The sequence below is a fragment of the Type-C symbiont of Plautia stali genome, assembly GCF_059730935.1.
In genome coordinates this window covers 1281950-1300555 of record NZ_AP035923.1, presented here as the reverse complement: position 1 = coordinate 1300555, position 18606 = coordinate 1281950, and the positions used below count along the sequence as shown (strand labels likewise).

Below are 18606 nucleotides of genomic sequence, written 5' to 3'. Positions count from 1 at the left end.
CCGCGCAGATGCTGCGCTTAAAACACCCTGTTACACATGCTCACCTGTCGCAATGCCTGTTCATGTGACGACATCCGCGCTGCGCTTAAGCAAAGGCGCAATGCCATTCATACCGTTTTCACAGCATTTCATTCCGTCTCCCGCTCCGTTCACGCCCGTCCGCACCACCCGCGCCCGCGTGAGACTTATTATCGCTGCAGATTCCGTATTCCCGGATGGGAGAGAGAAAAATGACAACAGCCGTTACCCCTAATCATCAGCGTGTCCGTATCCTTACCCTCGCAGGCACCATCATTACCCAGTTCGCGCTCGGCTCGGTTTATACCTGGAGCCTGTTTAATGGCCAACTGGCACAGAAACTGGATGCGCCGGTCAGCCAGGTGGCTTTTTCCTTTGGTCTGCTCAGCCTCGGTCTGGCGATTGCCTCCTCGCTGGCCGGCAAGCTGCAGGAGCGCTTTGGCGTGCGCAATGTCACTATCGGTTCAGGCATTCTGATGGCCATTGGCTTCTGGCTGACCGCCCATGCTGACAACCTGATGATGCTGTACCTGAGCGCCGGCATTCTGGTCGGGCTGGCCGATGGCGCGGGCTATCTGATGACGCTCTCTAACTGCGTGAAGTGGTTTCCGGAGCGCAAAGGGCTGATTTCGGCCTGTTCGATCGGCGCTTACGGCCTCGGCAGTCTCGGCTTTAAATTTATCTGTGGTGCGCTGCTCAGCACTCAGGGGCTGGAAAATACCTTTGTGATTTGGGGTGCGCTGGCGATGACGATGATTATTGCCGGTGCCCTGATGATGCGCGATGCGCCGCTACAGCAGGCCGGCTCACGTCAGCAGCAGGCGGCACAGGAGTTTACGCTGGCGCAGTCGGTGCGCCTGCCGCAGTACTGGATGCTGGCGCTGATGTTCCTGACGGCCTGCATGAGCGGTCTGTATGTGATTGGCGTCGCGAAAGACATTGGTGAAGGCCTGGTGCACCTGACTACGCAAACGGCGGCCAATGCGGTGACGGTAATTGCCATTGCCAACCTGAGCGGACGACTGATTCTCGGCGTACTGTCGGACAAAATGGCGCGCATCCGGGTCATTTCGCTGGCACAGCTGGTTTCGCTGAGCGGTATGAGCATCCTGCTGTTCACCCACATGAATGAAACCACCTTCTTCCTGTCGCTGGCCTGCGTGGCGTTCAGCTTTGGCGGCACCATCACCGTCTTTCCGTCACTGGTCAGCGATTTCTTCGGCCTCAACAACCTGACCAAAAACTACGGCCTGATCTATCTCGGCTTCGGCATCGGTAGCGTGCTTGGCTCGCTGGTGGCTTCGGTGTTCGGCGGCTTCACCGTGACCTTCAGTCTGATTATGACACTGCTGGTGATCTCGCTGGTGCTGTCGCTCAGTATCCGTCTGCCAAATCGTCAAAACCTGGCCTCGCCGGTACTGCATAATTAATTCACCCACCCTGCCGTGTAAATGCACGGCAGGCTTTTTACTGATGACCACAGAATTGATCACGCGTTGAGAATGACTGTTATTTAACCTTGCATTTCAGAGTAATCGGGTTATTATCAGGCGCTATTCAGCTTATTCCGATTGGTTTATTTCCCGCCCTGTCACTTTTAGCTTTTAATTGACATATCTGGTAATAATTACGGAAATAACTCTACATTCACTGCATCTTCACTCCACTTTTCCCGGTTAATCTGGCCTCATTGGAAAAGAGGAGGACTCTCCATGAAGAAGTTAATAAAAGTCGCTTCGGTGGTGGCGATGATGACCATGCTAAGCGGGTGTATTATCGAGCACGACCATGGACGCGGTCCCGGCTGGGGCCACGGGCACGGCGGCGGCTGGCATCACGGCCATGGCGGCTATCGTCACTGGTAATTGGGCAAAGCACACACAGCACATAATAAAAAATGAATAAAGAAAGGGCGGAAATCAATCCCGCCCTTATTTTTTAGCTTTTCACTGCGTAATTACATTGATACCAGACTTTCTTCAGGCCAGGCAAATTACTGTCCTGCGCCGGAAGCGATTCGACTTTATCGAAGCCGCGCTGGTTACAGTAATTCGCCAGATCAAGTTCCAGCGCATCTTTATCCAGCTTCTGTGGATCGTAACGATACTGTACGGTATTTGAACGAGCATCTTCATCCACGCGCTCAAAACCCCCGGGTTTGCTGACACTACAACCGGCCAGCATAAAAAGCGCTAACGCGCTAATAAGCATTTTATTCATTAGGGTGTCCTCATCAGACGTTGCAGTGTAAAAGGCAACGCCACACGCCTCTATAGGAAAAAGACGCGAAATGTCCGATTAATGCAAAGCTTTCGCCAATCAAATCAATAAAACCAAACGGTTTTCCTTATCACATCAGCAGTGAGAAGATGACTTCAGACAACACGAAGTCTGCACCACACCAGGTGATACCCACAAAAAGACATACTGAAAGTGACCTTTATGCCCGTGCTGAGCGGGCTTTTTTTTGCCCGTTATCCGGTAAGGCTGACCATCTTACGCAAAAGATTGGCCGCTTGTTTGTCCGGCAATGCGAGAATTCCGCTGTAAAGATCAATCGACATCGCACACATCGTGCCGCGATCCACCGCCGTATCCGCCGGCATATTCAACTGCTGCAGCTTATCGCCCCACTTGCCATACAGTTTTTCCACCACGCGCTGCAGATCGCGCTGCGCCTGAGGCTGATCCACCGCCAGCTCGTCGCCGGTACTGTTTTGCAGCAGTGCCTCGAGCGCTTCACCATCGCGCTGATTAAGCTCCGGCGACAGCACCTGTTGCAGATTGACGCCACCGCTGACCTGCGGATAGAGGAAACGGAAGCAGCGCTGCGTATCCTGCTGCTGCAGCGCCTGCATCTCCTGCACCGAAACGCGGATGTAGTTGATGATCGCCGCATCGCTGGCGCGCGCCATGCGCTGATTCACCAAATCCATCAGCCAGCCGCGCATATCGCCCAGCGCCTGCTCCGCAGGTACGCCCTCTCCCAGCTTGTGCTGCAACTCGCGATTGAGCAGTTGCCACAGCGCCGGCTCCTGCACTTTCAGCACGCGATAACCCGGCGCGTCGCTCAGTTGGATAGCCACCTGCGCCGCCAGCGCCTCGCGCTCCTGACGCGGATGCAGCCAGCTAAACCACAGCAGATTGGCCAGCAGCACAGGCAGCAAAAACAGCAGGACACCCTGCCAGACGCGCAGCGCGGTGGTGCGCAGCAGTATCACGATGATGATCGCCAGCAGCACAAAAGCGGCCAGCGTGAGCGGGAAAAGCGAGAACATGGAGCGACATTAATCCTTGCGAACGTCAATTAAAACCGGACAGCTGGCGCGTTCAATCACTGCTGCGCTTACCGAGCCTTTCAGCAGGCGGTTGAGCGGCGACAGGTGACGACGGCCCATTATAATCATACTGGCGTGCAACGCCTCAGACTGCGCCACAATGGTTTCCGCCGCTTCACCGGCCAGAATCAGCCCGCGTGCGTCAATGCCAGCGCGCAGCAGCGGTGACAGCGCATGGCGTACCACCATTTCAGCTGTGTTTTGTTCATCCTGCGCCACGACAAAATCGTCCGGGTCTTCCCCGGCGTCGATCTCAATCGGCTGATTGCACGACGAATAAGCCGGATCGACACAGCACAGCACGGTGACCTGCGCCTGTTGCGCCAGCGCCTGTTCAATGGTCAGGGCGATCACTTTTTCCGCCACCGGTGAGTTATCGATGGCCATCAGCAAGGTTTTCATCAGTCGGTTATCCTTCCGCAGCAGTTATTTTGCCAATTTCGCGAATCAGCGCCTCTTTACACTTTATCAGCGCTGTCCGGTAATGCGCTTCCTGGCGCTGAAAACGTGCCGTCGGCACCAGCAGTGAGATCGAGAAGCGCCCGAACAGCGTATCAATCGCGACCGCCATGGTGGAAATGCCCTCCAGCGTTTCGCCGCGATCGATAGCCAGTCCGCTGGCGCGCACCTCCGCAATCAGCGTCAGCAACTGCGGTAGCGTTTTTACCGTCATTTCCGTCAGTTCCGCATAGGCTTCACCGACCATCACCCGCACATCTTCGTCGCTCTCCAGCGCCAGCAGCGCCCGGCCACCGGACGTACTGTAGAGCGGCAGATTCAGGCCGATGTGGGGCACCACGCGCAGCTCACGCGTGGCCACCACGTAATGGACAATCGCCAGCTGCGTTCCGCTGGCCCGCGCCAGCGATACCGTTTCATTGATTTCCGCCGAGAGTTGTTCGAGGAACGGCCGGACAATTTCCACCACGTCACTGTGCACGCTGGAGATCAGCTTCAGCAACGCCGGACCGAGGCGCAGTCCGCCTGCCCCGCCGCTGCGCACCAGCTGCGCGCTATCCAGCGCCGCCACGATGCGCTGCACCGTCGAGCGCGGCAGATCGACCACCTGCGCAATTTCACCCAGACTCATGCCGCCCGGATGCTCACCGAGCGCATTTAAAATTTTTGCCGCACGCGCAATGACCTGAATGCCACCCGCTTTTTCATCCTCACGGCTTGAGGGAGGTTCTACCATGATACGTTCCTTTTTGGCCTGCCCTACTTTAGCGCGAACGATCGCACTTTTACACCCTGTATCACATTGCAATACACCATATCGAAATGTAAGATGCGAGCTGTATCACATCGCAATACACTGCATCAACTAATAACGAGACACCTGCTATGAATGCCCAGCCCGTCGCGGCACCGGCACCGCATCCTTTTACCCTGCGCCTCGCGCTGGGTCTGGTAGGGGTGCTGATCGCCGCGCTGACCTCCGGATTAAACGATCGCGTCACCGACATCGCGCTGGTCGATATCCGTGCCGCAGTCGGCATTAGCTACGATGACGGCAGCTGGATTATTTCGGCCTATCAGGCAGCGGAAGTCGCCGCGATGATGATTGCGCCGTGGTTCGCCGTCACCTTTTCGCTGCGCCGCTTCGCGCTGGCGGTGTCGGCCGGTTTCATGGTGTGCGGTGTCCTGCTGCCCTTTATGCCCACGGCTCCGCTGTTTATTGCGCTGCGCGTGGTGCAGGGACTGTTTGGCGGCGCCCTGCCGCCGCTGCTGATGACGGTGGCGCTGCGCTTTCTGCCACCGCCGATCAAACTTTATGGGCTGAGTGCTTACGCCCTCACCGCCACGTTTGGCCCGAATCTGGCGGCGTCGCTGGCGGCGTTCTGGACCGATGACGTCAGCTGGATGTTTGTGTTCTGGCAGGTGGTGCCGGCCATGCTGATCGCCATGCTGCTGATCGGCTGGGGTCTGCCGCAGGATCCGCTGCGCACTGAGCGATTTAAACAGATCGACCTTTTCGGCATGCTGAGCGGCTGCTCGGGCATGGCGCTGCTGATTCTGGCGCTGACGCAGGGTGAGCGTCTCGACTGGCTCAGCTCGCCGCTGTTTGTCGCCCTATTATTCAGCGCGCTGGCGTTGCTGATTGTGTTCTTTATTAATGAATGGTTTCACCCGCTGCCGCTGTTTAAGTTGCAGATGCTGCGCCGGCGTAATTTGTCGCACGGTTTGCTGGCGCTGGCGGGTGTACTGATTCTGGCGCTGTCCGGTTCGGCGCTGCCGTCGGCCTATTTTGGTCAGGTGGAGGGGTTTCGCACGCTGCAGTTCGCGCCGCTGGCGTTGACCATCGGCCTGCCGCAGTTGCTGATTGCACCGCTGGTCGCCAGCCTGCTGAATATCCGCTGGATTGACTGCCGCTGGGTGCTGAGCGTCGGTGTGCTGCTGCTGGCGACCGCCTGCCTGCTGGGCATGCAGATTACCACCGACTGGGCGCGGCAAAACTTCTGGCTGATGCAGGTCTTGCAGGCGTTTGGTCAGCCGATGGTGATTCTGCCGGTGCTGATGAGCGCCACCAGCGTGGTCGCGCCGCCGGAAGGGCCGTTCGCCTCCGCCATGTTCAATACCGTACGCGGCTTTGCCAGCATTGCCGCCAGCACGCTGGTGGAGTGGTTTATCAGCCATCGTGAGCAGTTTCACTCCAGCGTGCTGGTCGATCAGGCTGCCAGCCGCAGCTGGCTGATGACCGCAGCGGATAGCCAGCAGGCCAGCAGCAGCCTGCCGCTGTTGGCCGACGGCAGCGCCAGCAGCGCGGCCAATCTCAGCGGCTTCGCCACCCTGCTGAAGCATCAGGCCATGGTGCTGAGCCTGAGCGATGCGTATCTGATGCTGATCGCCTTCGCTGCCGGGCTGTTAGTGCTGACGCTGTGCCTGGCGAAACGCGTCTGGCCACCGCAAACCCTGATTCAACCTGTTACCAAAACTCCGGAATAACTGTTATGCACGCTTTTGCTATGAAACGAACAATCCTGCTGAGCGCCCTGCTGCTGGTTTTGCTGGCGATGGCGTTCTGGCTGTGGTCAGCCATGACCGGCAACGACCATCGCACTGATGATGCCTGGGTGAATGCCGACTACACGCTGGTGGCCCCGAAGGTGTCCGGCTACATTGCCCACGTCAACGTGCAGGATAACCAGCGCGTGCGGGCTGGCGACGTGCTGGCGACGCTCGATGACCGCGACTATCGCGTGGCGCTGGAAACCGCGCGGGCCAATCTGCAAGTCAGCGACGCCAAACGGCTGAGCGCGCAGGCGCAGCTCGACCAGCAGCAGTCCACCATTGCCGAGGCCCGTGCCACGCTGGCCGCCAGTCAGGCATCGGCACAGTACGCCGGACAGAGCGCGGCGCGCTACAACCAGCTGTACAAGAGCGGCACCATAGCCGCTGACGATCAGCAGAAAGCCAGCTCAACCCAGCGTTCTGCGGCCGCTACGGTGCGCCAGAGCGCAGCGGCGCTGGCGGCGGCCGAACAGCAGGTGAAGGTGCTTGAGGCCGCGCTGCGTCAGGCGGAGGCTGATGTCGCGGCGGCGCAGGCCAGCGTCGACCAGGCCGGGCTGAATCTCTCTTATACGCGTATTATTGCGCCGGTGGATGGCATGGTGGGTCAGCGTTCAGTGCGCGTGGGAGCCTGGGTCAGCGCGGGTACGCGTCTGCTGGCCGTGGTGCCGCTACAGCGGACTTACATCACCGCCAATTATCTGGAGACGCAGCTGGCGGATGTGCGCCCGGGCCAGAAAGTGGTAGTGAAGATTGATGCATTGCCCGGCAAGACCTTCACCGGTCACGTTGACAGTATTGCGCCCGCTACCGGCGCCACGTTTTCCGCGATTGCCCCCGATAACGCCACCGGCAACTACACTAAAGTGGTTCAGCGTTTGCCGGTGAAAATTGTGCTGGATCCGCATCAAAGCGATCTGGCGCAATTACGTGTCGGCATGTCGGCGATTCCGCAGATTGAGACCCGATGAAAATGTGAGCAACTTCTCAGAAGTGACCTATTTATTTTCGGATCGATTCCGCGTAAATTAGCGCTCGATCCTGTTTCGGGGCAGCCCGAAGCGACCTGAGTAGAAAGCGTGTAGCGATGATGAACTCCACCTTTCTCTTATTCTGTTCGGGTTACGCTGGTTTGGGATCGCCATCATTGTAACCGCTCAGAGGAGTTGTTTTGTGAAATACGCCTTGATGGGAATCTCTTTCTTCGTCTTACTTTGGGTCGGCACCTTCGTGCTGATGCTGTAAAGACGCCAGCCGGGGCGACCGCTCAGTCGCCCCGATTTGTAGTTACTCTGCTTCTTCCACCGCTTTTACCGTTCCCGGCAAAATACCGTCGGCGCGGAACATCGCTTTAATGCCACGCACCGCCTGACGAATACGATCGCTGTTTTCAATCAGGGCAAAACGCACGTGGGTATCGCCGTAATCACCAAAGCCAATGCCTGGCGAGACGCACACTTTCGCCTCCTGCAGCAGCAGCTTGGCAAATTCCAGTGAGCCCAGATGCGCATAGTGATCGGGGATTTTCGCCCAGACGTACATGGACGCTTTCGGCAGATCGACCATCCAGCCTGCCTCATGCAGCCCCTTCACCAGTACATCGCGCCGGCGTTTATACTGCTCGGCGATATCACGCACGCACTGCTGATCGCCCTCCAGTGCCGCAATCGCCGCCACCTGCAGCGGTGTGAAGGTGCCGTAGTCGTGATAGCTTTTGATGCGTGCCAGTGCCGCCACCAGCTCTTTGTTGCCGACCATAAAGCCGATGCGCCAGCCTGCCATGTTGTAGCTTTTTGACAGGGTAAAGAATTCCACCGCCACATCGCGCGCGCCCGGCACCTGCATAATCGACGGCGCTTTCCAGCCGTCATAGGTGATGTCGGCGTAGGCCAGATCGTGGATGACCAGCACGTTGTACTGTTTCGCCAGCGCGATGACGCGCTCAAAGAAGTCCAGTTCCACGCACTGCGATGTCGGGTTGGACGGGAAGCCGAGGATCATCATCTTCGGTTTCGGGTAACTTTCGCGGATGGCGCGTTCCAGCTCATTGAAGAAATCTACCCCAGCGACCAGCGGCACCGAGCGCACCTGCGCGCCGGCGATCACCGCACCGTAGATGTGAATCGGGTAGCTGGGATTGGGCACCAGCACGGTGTCGCCGTGATCGAGCGTCGCCAGCATCAGGTGCGCCAGGCCCTCTTTCGAGCCGATGGTAACGATGGCTTCAGATTCCGGATCGATATCCACCTGGTAACGCTCGGCGTACCAGCGCGAAATGGCGCGGCGCAGGCGCGGAATCCCTTTGGAGGTAGAGTAGCCGTGCGTGTCTTCACGCTGTGCCACCTGACAGAGCTTTTCCACGATATGCGGTGGTGTCGCGCCATCCGGGTTGCCCATGGAGAAATCGATGATGTCTTCACCGCGCCGGCGCGCAGCCATCTTCAATTCAGCCGTGATGTTAAATACATAGGGGGGCAGACGTTCAATACGCGAGAAACGACGGGGGGTGCTGTTATCAGCCATGATGTCCTCTGGATTACGTTAGCGCCCGGACCGTCCGAGCGACGCTGGTCACTGCCGTGACCGAAACAAGAACATAACGCGCTGATAACAATATTGTCGAGGGGGGACGGCAAATTTTTTAGCCTGCTTCGTTTAAGCGCCCAAACACCCAATCGTTTACCCACTGGCCGTTGAGGTGGTAGTTATCGCGTAGCGTGCCTTCCAGCGCGAAACCGTTCTTTTCCAGAATGCGCCGCGACGGCCAGTTGCCCTCAATCACCAGCGCTTTGAGTTTGTGGAAGTCGGCCTGCAGCAGGAACGTGCACAATGCCTGCAACGCTTCGCTGCCGTAGCCCTGACCGGTACAGGCGTGGCGCAGCATGTAACCCACTTCGGCCTGACGATACGGATGCCATTCGGCGCTGCAGCCAAACAGGCCAATCGCTTCACCGCTGTCGCGCAGGCGCGCCACCAGGCACAGCATGTGAAAACTACTGGGTTGCCACGGTGCCAGCCGCTCGTTAAAGCGCTGGCGGATGTCGTTTTCATCGGGGATCTCGCTCACCCAGGTCATGGTCGCGGCATCTTCATGTACCGCTTTGAAAATCTGCCAGTCTTCCGGCTGTAACCGGCTGAGGGACAAACGAGGGGTGAGTAATTGCATGGCCACGCTCCGCTGTTGTGCTTACGGCAACATAGCAAACCGCATCCGTGACAACCAGTGAACGCTGCACGCTTTCAGCAATCCTCTTTTTGGCACTCAGGATTTCCTCTTTTCAGATTTCGAACCGAATAATCTGCCTTGCTTCCCTTCAGGGGCGGGTGTTACGGGCGGATCTGGTCGCCATAAATGGCGCCCCTGCGGTGCATCCGCGGTCTTGCAGGGTGCGCATTGATGCGCACCGGCAGCGCGCACCTTCATATTTGGTCGCCATAAATGGCGCCCCTGCAATGCATCTGCGGTCCTGTAGGGTGCGCATTGATGCGCACCGGCAGCGCGCACCTTAAAAATTGATCCAGGCTATGAGAAACGTCTGCAGCTTGCCGGGACGCTGGCGGATCGCGATCACATTTTTTATCATGTCCGCAACCTTGCCTGCTCCGGAGAACACCGTGCCTTCCCATTTCGACATGCTGCTGGCGGTGTTTGACCGCGCCGCGCTGATGCTGATCTGCCTGTTCTTCCTGACCCGCACCCGCGTATTTCGTCAGCTACTGCAAAAAGATGAGCACTCAATCGGCGAAAAAGCCGTGGTGACCGCCATCTTCTCGCTGTTTGCGCTGTTCAGCACCTGGTCCGGCATCAACGTTGACGGCTCACTGCTCAACGTCCGGGTGATTGCGGTCATGGCGGGCGGCATTCTGTTCGGGCCGTGGGTCGGCATTGCAACCGGTGTGATTGCCGGCGTGCACCGCTTCCTGATTGATATCGACGGCATCACCTCGGTGCCCTGTCTGATTACCAGCATCATCGCCGGTATCGCCGCCGGTGCCATCAACCGCTTCGTTAGCAAAGAGCAGCGCTGGCGCGCCGGCATCCTCGGCGGCATACTGTGTGAAAGCCTGACCATGCTGCTGATCGTGCTGTGGGCGAAACCGATGTCACTCGGTTTAACCATCGTGTCGGAAATTGCGCTGCCGATGATTCTCGGCGCGTCGAGCATTGGTTTGATTGTGCTGCTGGTGCAGAGCGTCGAAGGGGAAAAAGAGGCGATTGCCGCGCGTCAGGCCAAGCTGGCGCTGGAGATTGCCAACAAAACCCTGCCGCTGTTTCGTCAGGTTAATAGCGACTCGCTGCGCAAAGTGTGCGCCATCATTCGCAGCGACATCCATGCCGATGCGGTGGCGATCACTAACACCAAACAGATTCTGGCTTACGTTGGCTACGGCGAGCAGAACTACCACAACGGCGACGACGGCATCAGTCCGACCACCGCGCAGGCGATCGCCAGCGGTAAAATTATCATTAAGAATAATGATGAGGCACACCGCACCAAAGATATTCACTCAATGCTGGTGATTCCCCTTTGGGAAAAAGGGGAAGTGACCGGCACGCTGAAAATCTACTATCGCCGCGCCCATCGTATTACTGGTTCGCTGAAAGAGATGGCGGTCGGTCTGTCGCAAATCATCTCGACGCAGCTGGAAGTCTCGCGTGCCGAGCAGCTGCGCGAAATGGCCAATAAAGCCGAACTGCGCGCGCTGCAAAGCAAAATCAACCCGCACTTCCTGTTCAACGCGCTGAATGCCATCTCCTCATCGATTCGCCTGAATCCGGACACGGCGCGCCAGCTGGTGATTAATCTGTCGCGCTACCTGCGTTACAACCTGGAACTTAACGACGATGAACCCATCGACATCAAAAAAGAGCTGTGGCAGGTGAAAGATTACATCGCCATTGAGCAGGCACGGTTTGGCGACAAGCTGTCGATGATTTACGACATTGATGAGGATCTGCACTTTTCGCTGCCCAGCCTGCTGATTCAGCCGCTGGTGGAGAATGCCATCGTGCACGGTATTCAGCCCTGTCGCAGCAAAGGCGTGGTCACGCTAAGCGTGAAAGATCTAGGCGATCGCGTGCGCGTGGCGGTGCGCGATACCGGTGCCGGCATCAGCGAAGAGGTGGTCAGCCGGGTGGCGCGCAACGAAATGCCGGGCAACAAAATTGGCCTGCTGAATGTGCATCACCGGGTGAAACTGCTGTCCGGCCACGGCTTAACCATCACCCGTCATCAGCCCGGTACGGAAATCGCCTTTACCCTCAGCAAAAGTGGTCAGCGGCTGTCCGGCCCGCTCACCCCGTTAGCGGAAACCTCAGCGTGAAAGCCATTATTGTCGAAGACGAATTCCTGGCGCAGCAGGAGCTAAGCTGGATGATCCAGCAGCATAGCCAGATCAGCATCGAAGCCTGCTTTGATGACGGGCTGGAAGTGCTGAAGTATCTGCAGACTCATCGGGTGGACGTGATTTTTCTCGATATCAACATCCCGTCGCTGGACGGCATGCTGCTGGCGCAGAACATCAACCAGTTTATCCATAAGCCGATGATTGTGTTTATCACCGCGTGGAAAGAGCACGCGGTCGAGGCCTTCGAACTGCAGGCGTTTGACTACATCCTCAAGCCGTATCACGAGTCGCGCATCATCACCATGCTGAACAAGCTGGAGGCCAGCGCACAACAGCAGCAGGCGCAGCAGCACAATCCAGCAGCCAGCGCACCGCAAACGGTGAATTTAGTCAAAGATGAGCGCATTATCGTGACCGATATCAACGATATCTATTACGTAGAAGCACATGAGAAGCTGACGTTTGTCTACACGCGGCGCGAAGCCTATGTGATGTCGATGGCGATCAGCGAGTTTTGCAGCCGTTTGCCTGAGTCGATGTTCTTTCGCTGCCACCGTTCCTACTGCGTTAATCTGAGCAAGATTGGCGAGATCGAACCGTGGTTTAACAACACCTATCTGGTGAAGCTGCGCGATATGGATGCGCAGGTGCCGGTGAGTCGCAGCAAGGTGAAGGCGTTTCGCCAGCTGATGCATCTTTGAAGGCGAACGGCACGGGAAGCCGTTCGCCCGTCAGATTACAGCACGCGCCCCAGCGCCTGGCGCAGATGGGCACCGGCGCCAAGCAGGCCCGGCTGGTCGTGAGTAATCATGTAGACCGGGATATCAACGAGATAATCGCGGAAGCGGCCTTTGTCTTCAAACGCCGCACGGAAGCCAGACGCTTTAAAGAACTCGAGGAAGCGCGGCACGATGCCACCGGCAATGTAGACGCCGCCAAAGGTGCCGAGGTTCAGCGCCAGGTTGCCGCCAAACCGTCCCATGATGACGCAGAACAGCGTCAGCGCGCGGCGGCAGTCAATGCAGCTATCCTGCAGTGCCCGCTCGGTGACATCTTTAGGCTTGAGGTTTTCCGGCTCGCGCTGATCGGATTTCACAATCGCGCGATACAGGTTAACCAGTCCGGAACCCGACAGCACGCGCTCGGCAGAAACGTGACCCAGTTCGGCGCGCAGCACTTCGAGAATCGCATCCTCTTCTTCACTGTTTGGCGCGAAGTCAACGTGACCGCCCTCACCCGGCAGGCTGACCCAGCGCTTATCAACGTGCACCAGATGGCTGACGCCGAGCCCGGTGCCAGCACCGTAGATGGCAATCGGTTTATCCTGCACCGGCGATTTGCCGCCGAACTGCAGGACGTCCTGCGCAGTCAGCATCGGAATCGCCATAGAAACCGCGGTGAAATCGTTAATGATTTCCAGCGTAGTAAAGCCCAGACTTTCCTTCATCTGACGCGTTGAGAAGGCCCAGTCATGGTTGGTCATCTCCACCCAGTCGCCGGTGATCGGACAGGCGATGGCGATGCAGCCGTCGGTAATGTCCTGTTTTTGCTCATCCAGATAGTGACGGATAACTGCTTCAAGGTTGTCGTAGTCTGATGTTGAGAATGTTTTGGCCTGGGAGATGGCGCCGGTCTCCACCTCACACAAGGCGAGACGAGCGTTAGTGCCGCCCACATCGCCGACCAGGGCGTATTTTGTCATTCTTCTGCTGCTCCGCTTGGGTCATAAACAAGTGCAGGACACTATAAAAGCCTGCCAATAAAACAACAACGCTCACCTTGCACGATGAGCGTTGGTCATTCAGTGCGACGCACAGCCTGACTGTCGCCAGCCCAACTGTACAGAGGCAACTGTCCTAAACTTTGTGGCTATTGCGCTGGTGCAGCGCCGCCGTGACGGTGCGCAGCAGCGGCGGCAAATCCTGTTTCTCCATCACCACTTCAATCAGTGACAGGCAACGCGCCTGGCTGAGCAGCGCCATCACGGCGTCGAGCTGCGCCGTTTCACTGATGCGCCAGCTCTGAGCCACACAATTCAGGCTCATCGCCTGCGGCAGCGCGGTCCAGTTCCACTGCGCGATGTCGTTGTAGCGCTGTTCCGCTCCATGGATCGCGCGTTCGACAGTGTATCCCTCATTATTCAGCAGAAAAATGATCGGGCTTAAGCCGTCGCGCTGGATCGATCCCAGTTCCTGAATGGTCAGCTGCGCCGATCCATCGCCGATGATCAGAATGACGCGGCGGTCGGGCTGCGCCGTCTGGGCACCAAAGGTGGCGGGTAAAGTATAGCCAATGGAACCCCATAAAGGTTGTACCAGCAGCTGCGCATCATGCGGTAAACGTAGCGCGGCAGCGCCAAACGCCGCCGTGCCCTGATCGGCAAGGATAATATCACCGGGCTGCAGGAAACGCTGCATCGCCTGCCAGAAAGCCTGCTGACTGATTACGGCGGCAGCAGCGGGCGGTGCATCGTCCGGCATGTCGGCCTCGCCCGTGGCCCAGTGCGCGCAGTGGCGCTGATAAACCGGCAGCAGCGCGGCCAGCGCCTGCGCCATGCTCAGCGGTGCGAAGGTTTCTCCGGCGACGCTGGCATGAAACGGCTGCAGATCAATCACCCGCTGCGCCGACAGCTGCTGGGTAAACCCGGCGGTCAGGGTGTCGGTAAAACGCACGCCGACGCACAGGGTGACATCGGTGTCTTCAATTGCCGCGCGTACAGTTTTGCGGCTGCCGCTGGCGGCGTAGGTGCCGACGAAGCCCGGTTGCTGCTCATCCAGCACGCCCTTGCCCATCAGTAGCGTGGCAGCCGGAATGGCGCGCAGCGCACGCAGCTCAGCCAGCGGTGCCTGCAGCTGCCAGCGGGCAGCGAGAAAATCGGCCAGCAGCGCCACGCGCTGCGCCGGTGCCAGCAGGCGCTCCGCCGCTGCGGCAAAGGCCTGCGCCACGTCGCGGTTTTCAGCCGGTGCCGGGCTGGCGCTGGCTGACGGCAGCGTTACCGTGGTGGCGGCGACATCCACCGCCAGCAGCAGATAGCCCGGACGATGCTGCTGTAGCGCGCCAGCGATGACCCGATCAATTTCAGCCACGGCGTTGTCGGCGCTCAGCACCGCGCAGGCGGCACTGACTTCCTGGGCCATGCGCAGAAAATGGCCGAAATCGCCGTCGCCGAGCGAATGATGCACGCAGTCGCCCTGCTGCTGGGCGTGGCTGGCGGGAGCGCCAACGATGTGAATCACCGGCACATATTCGGCGTAGCTGCCGGCGATGCCGTTAATCGCGCTGAGTTCACCGACGCCAAAGGTGGTCAGCAGCGCGGCCGCGCCGTTGCAGCGACCGTAACCATCGGCCGCATAGGCGGCATTCAGTTCATTAGCGCAGCCAACCCAGGTAATGCCGGGATGGTCAATGACGCTGTCGAGAAATTGCAGGTTGTAGTCGCCGGGTACGCCGAACAGATGGCGGATACCCGCCTGGTGCAAACGATGCAGTAAATAGTCGCCAACGTTAAGAGTGTTCATCGACCGCTCCTGTGAGGGGGAATGATCAGGAGTATTAGCGATGTGGCTGAACTGGCGAGATTTTCACCATCATCGCGCTGTCATGCATGGCAAGCATTCGTTACGACGACAGAAAATTCTGTAAGTTGCGATCTTTGCCGCGTTACGGCGCAGTGTAAACGCATACACTGCTATGCTGATGCCACTTTCTCCCACCTGAGACAGGAACGCTGCATGAGTACTTTTCCCCACGCCGAACGTTATCACCAGATGCAGTATCGCCGCAGCGGCCGCAGCGGCCTGAAGCTGCCGGCAATTTCGCTGGGTCTATGGCACAACTTTGGCGACAGCACGCGCGTCGACAACAGCCGCGCGCTGCTGCGTCACGCGTTCGATCGCGGTATTACCCATTTTGATCTGGCCAATAACTACGGGCCGCCGCCCGGTTCCGCGGAGAGCAACTTTGGCCGCATTCTGCGCGAAGATTTTCACGGCCTGCGCGACGAACTGGTGATCTCCACCAAAGCGGGTTACACCATGTGGGACGGTCCGTACGGCGACTGGGGCTCACGCAAGTACCTGATTTCCAGTCTCGATCAAAGCCTGAAGCGCATGGGGCTGGAGTACGTGGATATCTTTTACCACCATCGTCCGGATCCGGAAACGCCGCTGGAAGAGACCATGCGCGCGCTCGATCAGGTGGTGCGTCAGGGTAAAGCGCTGTACGCGGCAATTTCGAACTACCCGGCGGATAAAGCCGCCGCCGCTATCGCCATGCTGCGCGATCTCGGCACCCCCTGCCTGATCCACCAGCCGCGCTATTCGATGTTCGAACGCACGCCGGAACAGGGTCTGCTGGATGTGCTGGGTGACAATGGCGTCGGCTGTATTGCTTTCTCGCCGCTGGCCGGTGGCGTGCTGACCGACCGCTATCTGCAGGGCATTCCGCAGGATTCGCGCATCGCCAGCGGCAGCAAATTCCTCAACGAAAACCAGCTAACGCCAGAGAAGATGGCGAAGGTGCAGCAGCTGCAGGCGCTGGCGCAGCAGCGCGGTCAAAAGCTGGCGCAAATGGCGCTGCGCTGGGTGCTGCGCGACACGCGCGTCACGTCGGTGCTGATTGGCGCCAGTAAAACCGCGCAGATCGATGATGCCGTCGACATGCTGAGCCAGCCTGAATTAACGGCGGACGAGATCGTCGCCATTGAGCAAATTCTGGTGTAACCGTTTACCCGCCCGGACTTTTCCGGGCGCTGTCTTTAGCAGAAAAGGCTGCACAACCTTTCGCTGACACTTTTTCAGACTAAATCTCAAGGCGTGTCTGGTCCGATATGGCACACTAGCGCCACGGTAGCCTCGATGCTATCGATGAGGAGAAAGTATGAAACGTGCAATTTTGTTTGCCGCTTTGCTGGCAACGTTATCCCCTCTGGCGCTGCACACAGCTGAAGCCAGTAGCGCTACCATCAATCTGGCCCCTGGCGTCACGCTGCATCTCGGCGATCGCGACCGTCGCGGCTACTACTGGGACGGCGGTCGCTGGCGTGAACCGCGCTGGTGGCACGATCGCTATCAGTACAACGATCATCGCTGGTGGCGTCACGAAGAGTGGAAACGCCATCGAGCCTGGGAGCGTGAACGTGAGCGCCGCTGGCACGAGCGCGAACGTCGCGAACACTGGCGTCACGATCACCGGCACGATCGGCATGACCGCCACGACCATCATCACCATTAAAAAAAATCCCGGCGCAGACGCAGCCGGGATTTTTCTATTCAGTCATTTGCTTACCAGCCGAGCGCTTCGCCCACCAGCAGATAGATATTCAGCGCCACCACCAGCACCACAATCAGACGCCCGGCATTTTGCATCAGGCGTGAGTTCACCAGTTCATCGCCCATGATGTCACGGTTCCCGGTGAACGACAGCAGCGGAATCAGCGCCAGCGCAATACCGAAGCTCAGCAGCACCTGGCTCATCACCAGAATGCGCGTCGGATCCCAGCCCGCCCAGATAACAATAAAGGACGGCAGCATGGTAATGGTACGACGGAACCACAGCGGGATGTGGAAGCGGATAAAGCCCTGCATCACCACCTGGCCGGCCAGCGTGCCCACCACGGTAGAAGAGAGGCCTGCCGCTACCAGACTCAGCCCGAACACAATCGCCGCCGCGTGACCCAGCAGCGGCTGCAGCGTCAGATAGGCCTGGTCGAGATCGACAATGCTGGTGTGACCACTAAAGTGGAACGCGGCCGCTGCGGTGGCCATCATCGCCAGGTTAACGAAACCGGCAATGGTCATGGCGATCGCCACGTCGAGCTTGGTGGAGGAGTAGCGCTCCGCCTTGCTGCCTTTATTACCGTACTGCGTCAGCGCCGAGTGCAGATAAATGACGTGCGGCATAATGGTCGCGCCCAGCACGCCAGCCGCGAGGAATACCGCGTCCGAAGTGGGCAGGCTCGGCAGCGCCATGCCCACCACCAGATCGCTGACGCGCGGCTGCGAGAAGAACAGCTCAACGATATAAGCGGCGGCGACAAACAGCAGCAGCCCGCCAATCACCAGCTCCAGCGGCTTCTGTCCACGGTTTTGCAGCATCAGGATCAGGAACGTGGCGATACCGGTTAACACCGCGCCCTGCAGTAGCGAGATGCCGAGCAGCAGCTTAAAGCCGAGCGCAGCCCCGATGAATTCCGCCAGATCGGTGGCCATGGCGATAATCTCCGCCTGTACCCAGTAGAACCACACCGCCGGGCGCGGGAAGCGATCGCGAATATGCTCGGCGAGGTTTTTACCGGTGGCAATACCCAGCTTGGCAGACATCAGCTGGATCAACATCGCCATGATGTTGGCCCATACCACCACCCACAGCAGTTTGTAGCCGTACGCGGCCCCCGCCTGGATGTTGGTGGCAAAGTTGCCGGGATCGATATAACCAATGGCCGCGATGAAGGCCGGTCCCAGCAGCGCGAGCTTGATCTTTCTGGCTCCGCGAGCGGCGCGCTCGGCGGTGCGACTTTCTGACATAGTTTTGACCCTGTCCTAACGCTTGTCTGACCCATCCAGCTTACGGGGCATTCAAGGCAAGTGAAATTTGGTTATAGTTATCGCATTGATAGATGGTGCTATAAAGTATAGCCATTGCTATACCACAAGGTAAAGTTAGCGCTTGCTAAAAATTATGCAACAGGTTTCACTCTACTCCCGGGTCAAATTATAGACAATCTCTTTGTGGATATTTCTTGTGATCTATTTGTAAACAGGTTGTGAGCGGTGAGACTAATCTGAGAAATAAAGCGATACCGAATACTTATATTGTGGTTTTGATCTCGTTTTTAAGTAACGCGTTACATAGAATACGCAGCAAAATACAACCCTCCTCAAATTTGGAGCCG

General features: G+C 58.1%; 18 protein-coding genes. 9 read left to right on the top strand and 9 right to left on the bottom strand.

Annotation, left to right across the window (positions count from 1 at the left end; translation table 11 throughout):
* Window positions 1–230: 230 nt before the first annotated feature.
* A complete protein-coding gene (locus tag AC6I7J_RS05915) occupies window positions 231–1448 on the top strand; it encodes an L-lactate MFS transporter (protein ID WP_498006968.1) in 1218 nt (405 codons plus the stop codon).
* Window positions 1449–1730: 282 nt separating this feature from the next.
* On the top strand, window positions 1731–1883 hold the full coding sequence (locus AC6I7J_RS05910; protein ID WP_021509106.1) for a hypothetical protein: 153 nt from the start codon (window positions 1731–1733) through the stop codon (window positions 1881–1883).
* A gap of 73 nt (window positions 1884–1956) precedes the next feature.
* Here AC6I7J_RS05910 and AC6I7J_RS05905 read toward each other — a convergent pair whose 3' ends face one another.
* From AC6I7J_RS05905 to AC6I7J_RS05890, 4 genes are all read right to left on the bottom strand, one after another.
* Complete coding sequence (locus AC6I7J_RS05905; RefSeq protein ID WP_021509105.1) at window positions 1957–2238, bottom strand: membrane lipoprotein lipid attachment site-containing protein; 282 nt, start codon at window positions 2236–2238, stop codon at window positions 1957–1959.
* 254 nt (window positions 2239–2492) lie between these two features.
* Complete coding sequence (locus tag AC6I7J_RS05900; RefSeq protein WP_498006967.1) at window positions 2493–3296, bottom strand: hypothetical protein; 804 nt, start codon at window positions 3294–3296, stop codon at window positions 2493–2495.
* Between the two features lie 9 nt (window positions 3297–3305).
* Window positions 3306–3758, bottom strand: coding sequence for a universal stress protein (locus tag AC6I7J_RS05895; RefSeq protein ID WP_141496636.1), 453 nt, complete (start codon window positions 3756–3758; stop codon window positions 3306–3308).
* Window positions 3759–3765: 7 nt separating this feature from the next.
* Window positions 3766–4551, bottom strand: a complete 786-nt coding sequence (locus AC6I7J_RS05890; RefSeq protein ID WP_058770796.1) for an IclR family transcriptional regulator — start codon at window positions 4549–4551, stop codon at window positions 3766–3768.
* Window positions 4552–4700: 149 nt separating this feature from the next.
* On the opposite strand from AC6I7J_RS05890, the gene AC6I7J_RS05885 reads away from it, so the two are divergent.
* The 3 genes from AC6I7J_RS05885 (at window position 4701) to ypdK (ending at window position 7610) form a co-directional block, all read left to right on the top strand.
* Window positions 4701–6302, top strand: a complete 1602-nt coding sequence (locus tag AC6I7J_RS05885) for an MFS transporter (protein WP_498006966.1) — start codon at window positions 4701–4703, stop codon at window positions 6300–6302.
* 5 nt (window positions 6303–6307) lie between these two features.
* On the top strand, window positions 6308–7336 hold the full coding sequence (locus tag AC6I7J_RS05880) for an HlyD family secretion protein (protein WP_498006965.1): 1029 nt from the start codon (window positions 6308–6310) through the stop codon (window positions 7334–7336).
* A gap of 202 nt (window positions 7337–7538) precedes the next feature.
* Window positions 7539–7610, top strand: coding sequence for a membrane protein YpdK (gene ypdK, locus AC6I7J_RS05875; protein ID WP_006120362.1), 72 nt, complete (start codon window positions 7539–7541; stop codon window positions 7608–7610).
* Window positions 7611–7652: 42 nt separating this feature from the next.
* On the opposite strand, the gene alaC is transcribed toward ypdK, so the two are convergent.
* Window positions 7653–8888, bottom strand: a complete 1236-nt coding sequence (gene alaC / locus AC6I7J_RS05870) for an alanine transaminase (protein WP_058758368.1) — start codon at window positions 8886–8888, stop codon at window positions 7653–7655.
* Window positions 8889–9006: 118 nt separating this feature from the next.
* On the bottom strand, window positions 9007–9531 hold the full coding sequence (locus AC6I7J_RS05865) for a GNAT family N-acetyltransferase (protein WP_498006964.1): 525 nt from the start codon (window positions 9529–9531) through the stop codon (window positions 9007–9009).
* Window positions 9532–9998: 467 nt separating this feature from the next.
* On the opposite strand from AC6I7J_RS05865, the gene AC6I7J_RS05860 reads away from it, so the two are divergent.
* Window positions 9999–11690, top strand: a complete 1692-nt coding sequence (locus AC6I7J_RS05860) for a LytS/YhcK type 5TM receptor domain-containing protein (protein ID WP_498007214.1) — start codon at window positions 9999–10001, stop codon at window positions 11688–11690.
* A complete protein-coding gene (locus tag AC6I7J_RS05855) occupies window positions 11687–12415 on the top strand; it encodes a LytR/AlgR family response regulator transcription factor (RefSeq protein ID WP_498006963.1) in 729 nt (242 codons plus the stop codon). The genes AC6I7J_RS05860 and AC6I7J_RS05855 overlap by 4 nt, the downstream gene beginning before the upstream one ends.
* Before the next feature lie 35 nt (window positions 12416–12450).
* Here AC6I7J_RS05855 and glk read toward each other — a convergent pair whose 3' ends face one another.
* On the bottom strand, window positions 12451–13416 hold the full coding sequence (glk, locus tag AC6I7J_RS05850) for a glucokinase (protein WP_058781785.1): 966 nt from the start codon (window positions 13414–13416) through the stop codon (window positions 12451–12453).
* A 154-nt stretch (window positions 13417–13570) separates the two neighbouring features.
* Window positions 13571–15232: an alpha-keto acid decarboxylase family protein gene (locus AC6I7J_RS05845; protein ID WP_498006962.1), complete on the bottom strand. Its 1662-nt coding sequence runs from the start codon at window positions 15230–15232 to the stop codon at window positions 13571–13573.
* Between the two features lie 213 nt (window positions 15233–15445).
* On the opposite strand from AC6I7J_RS05845, the gene AC6I7J_RS05840 reads away from it, so the two are divergent.
* Window positions 15446–16435 (top strand): aldo/keto reductase, encoded by a 990-nt coding sequence (locus AC6I7J_RS05840; protein WP_498006961.1) that lies wholly within the window; start codon window positions 15446–15448, stop codon window positions 16433–16435.
* Window positions 16436–16592: 157 nt separating this feature from the next.
* Window positions 16593–16946: a DUF2502 domain-containing protein gene (locus tag AC6I7J_RS05835; RefSeq protein ID WP_058758363.1), complete on the top strand. Its 354-nt coding sequence runs from the start codon at window positions 16593–16595 to the stop codon at window positions 16944–16946.
* A 50-nt stretch (window positions 16947–16996) separates the two neighbouring features.
* Here AC6I7J_RS05835 and AC6I7J_RS05830 read toward each other — a convergent pair whose 3' ends face one another.
* A complete protein-coding gene (locus AC6I7J_RS05830) occupies window positions 16997–18238 on the bottom strand; it encodes an Nramp family divalent metal transporter (protein WP_021508247.1) in 1242 nt (413 codons plus the stop codon).
* Window positions 18239–18606: the final 368 nt, after the last annotated feature.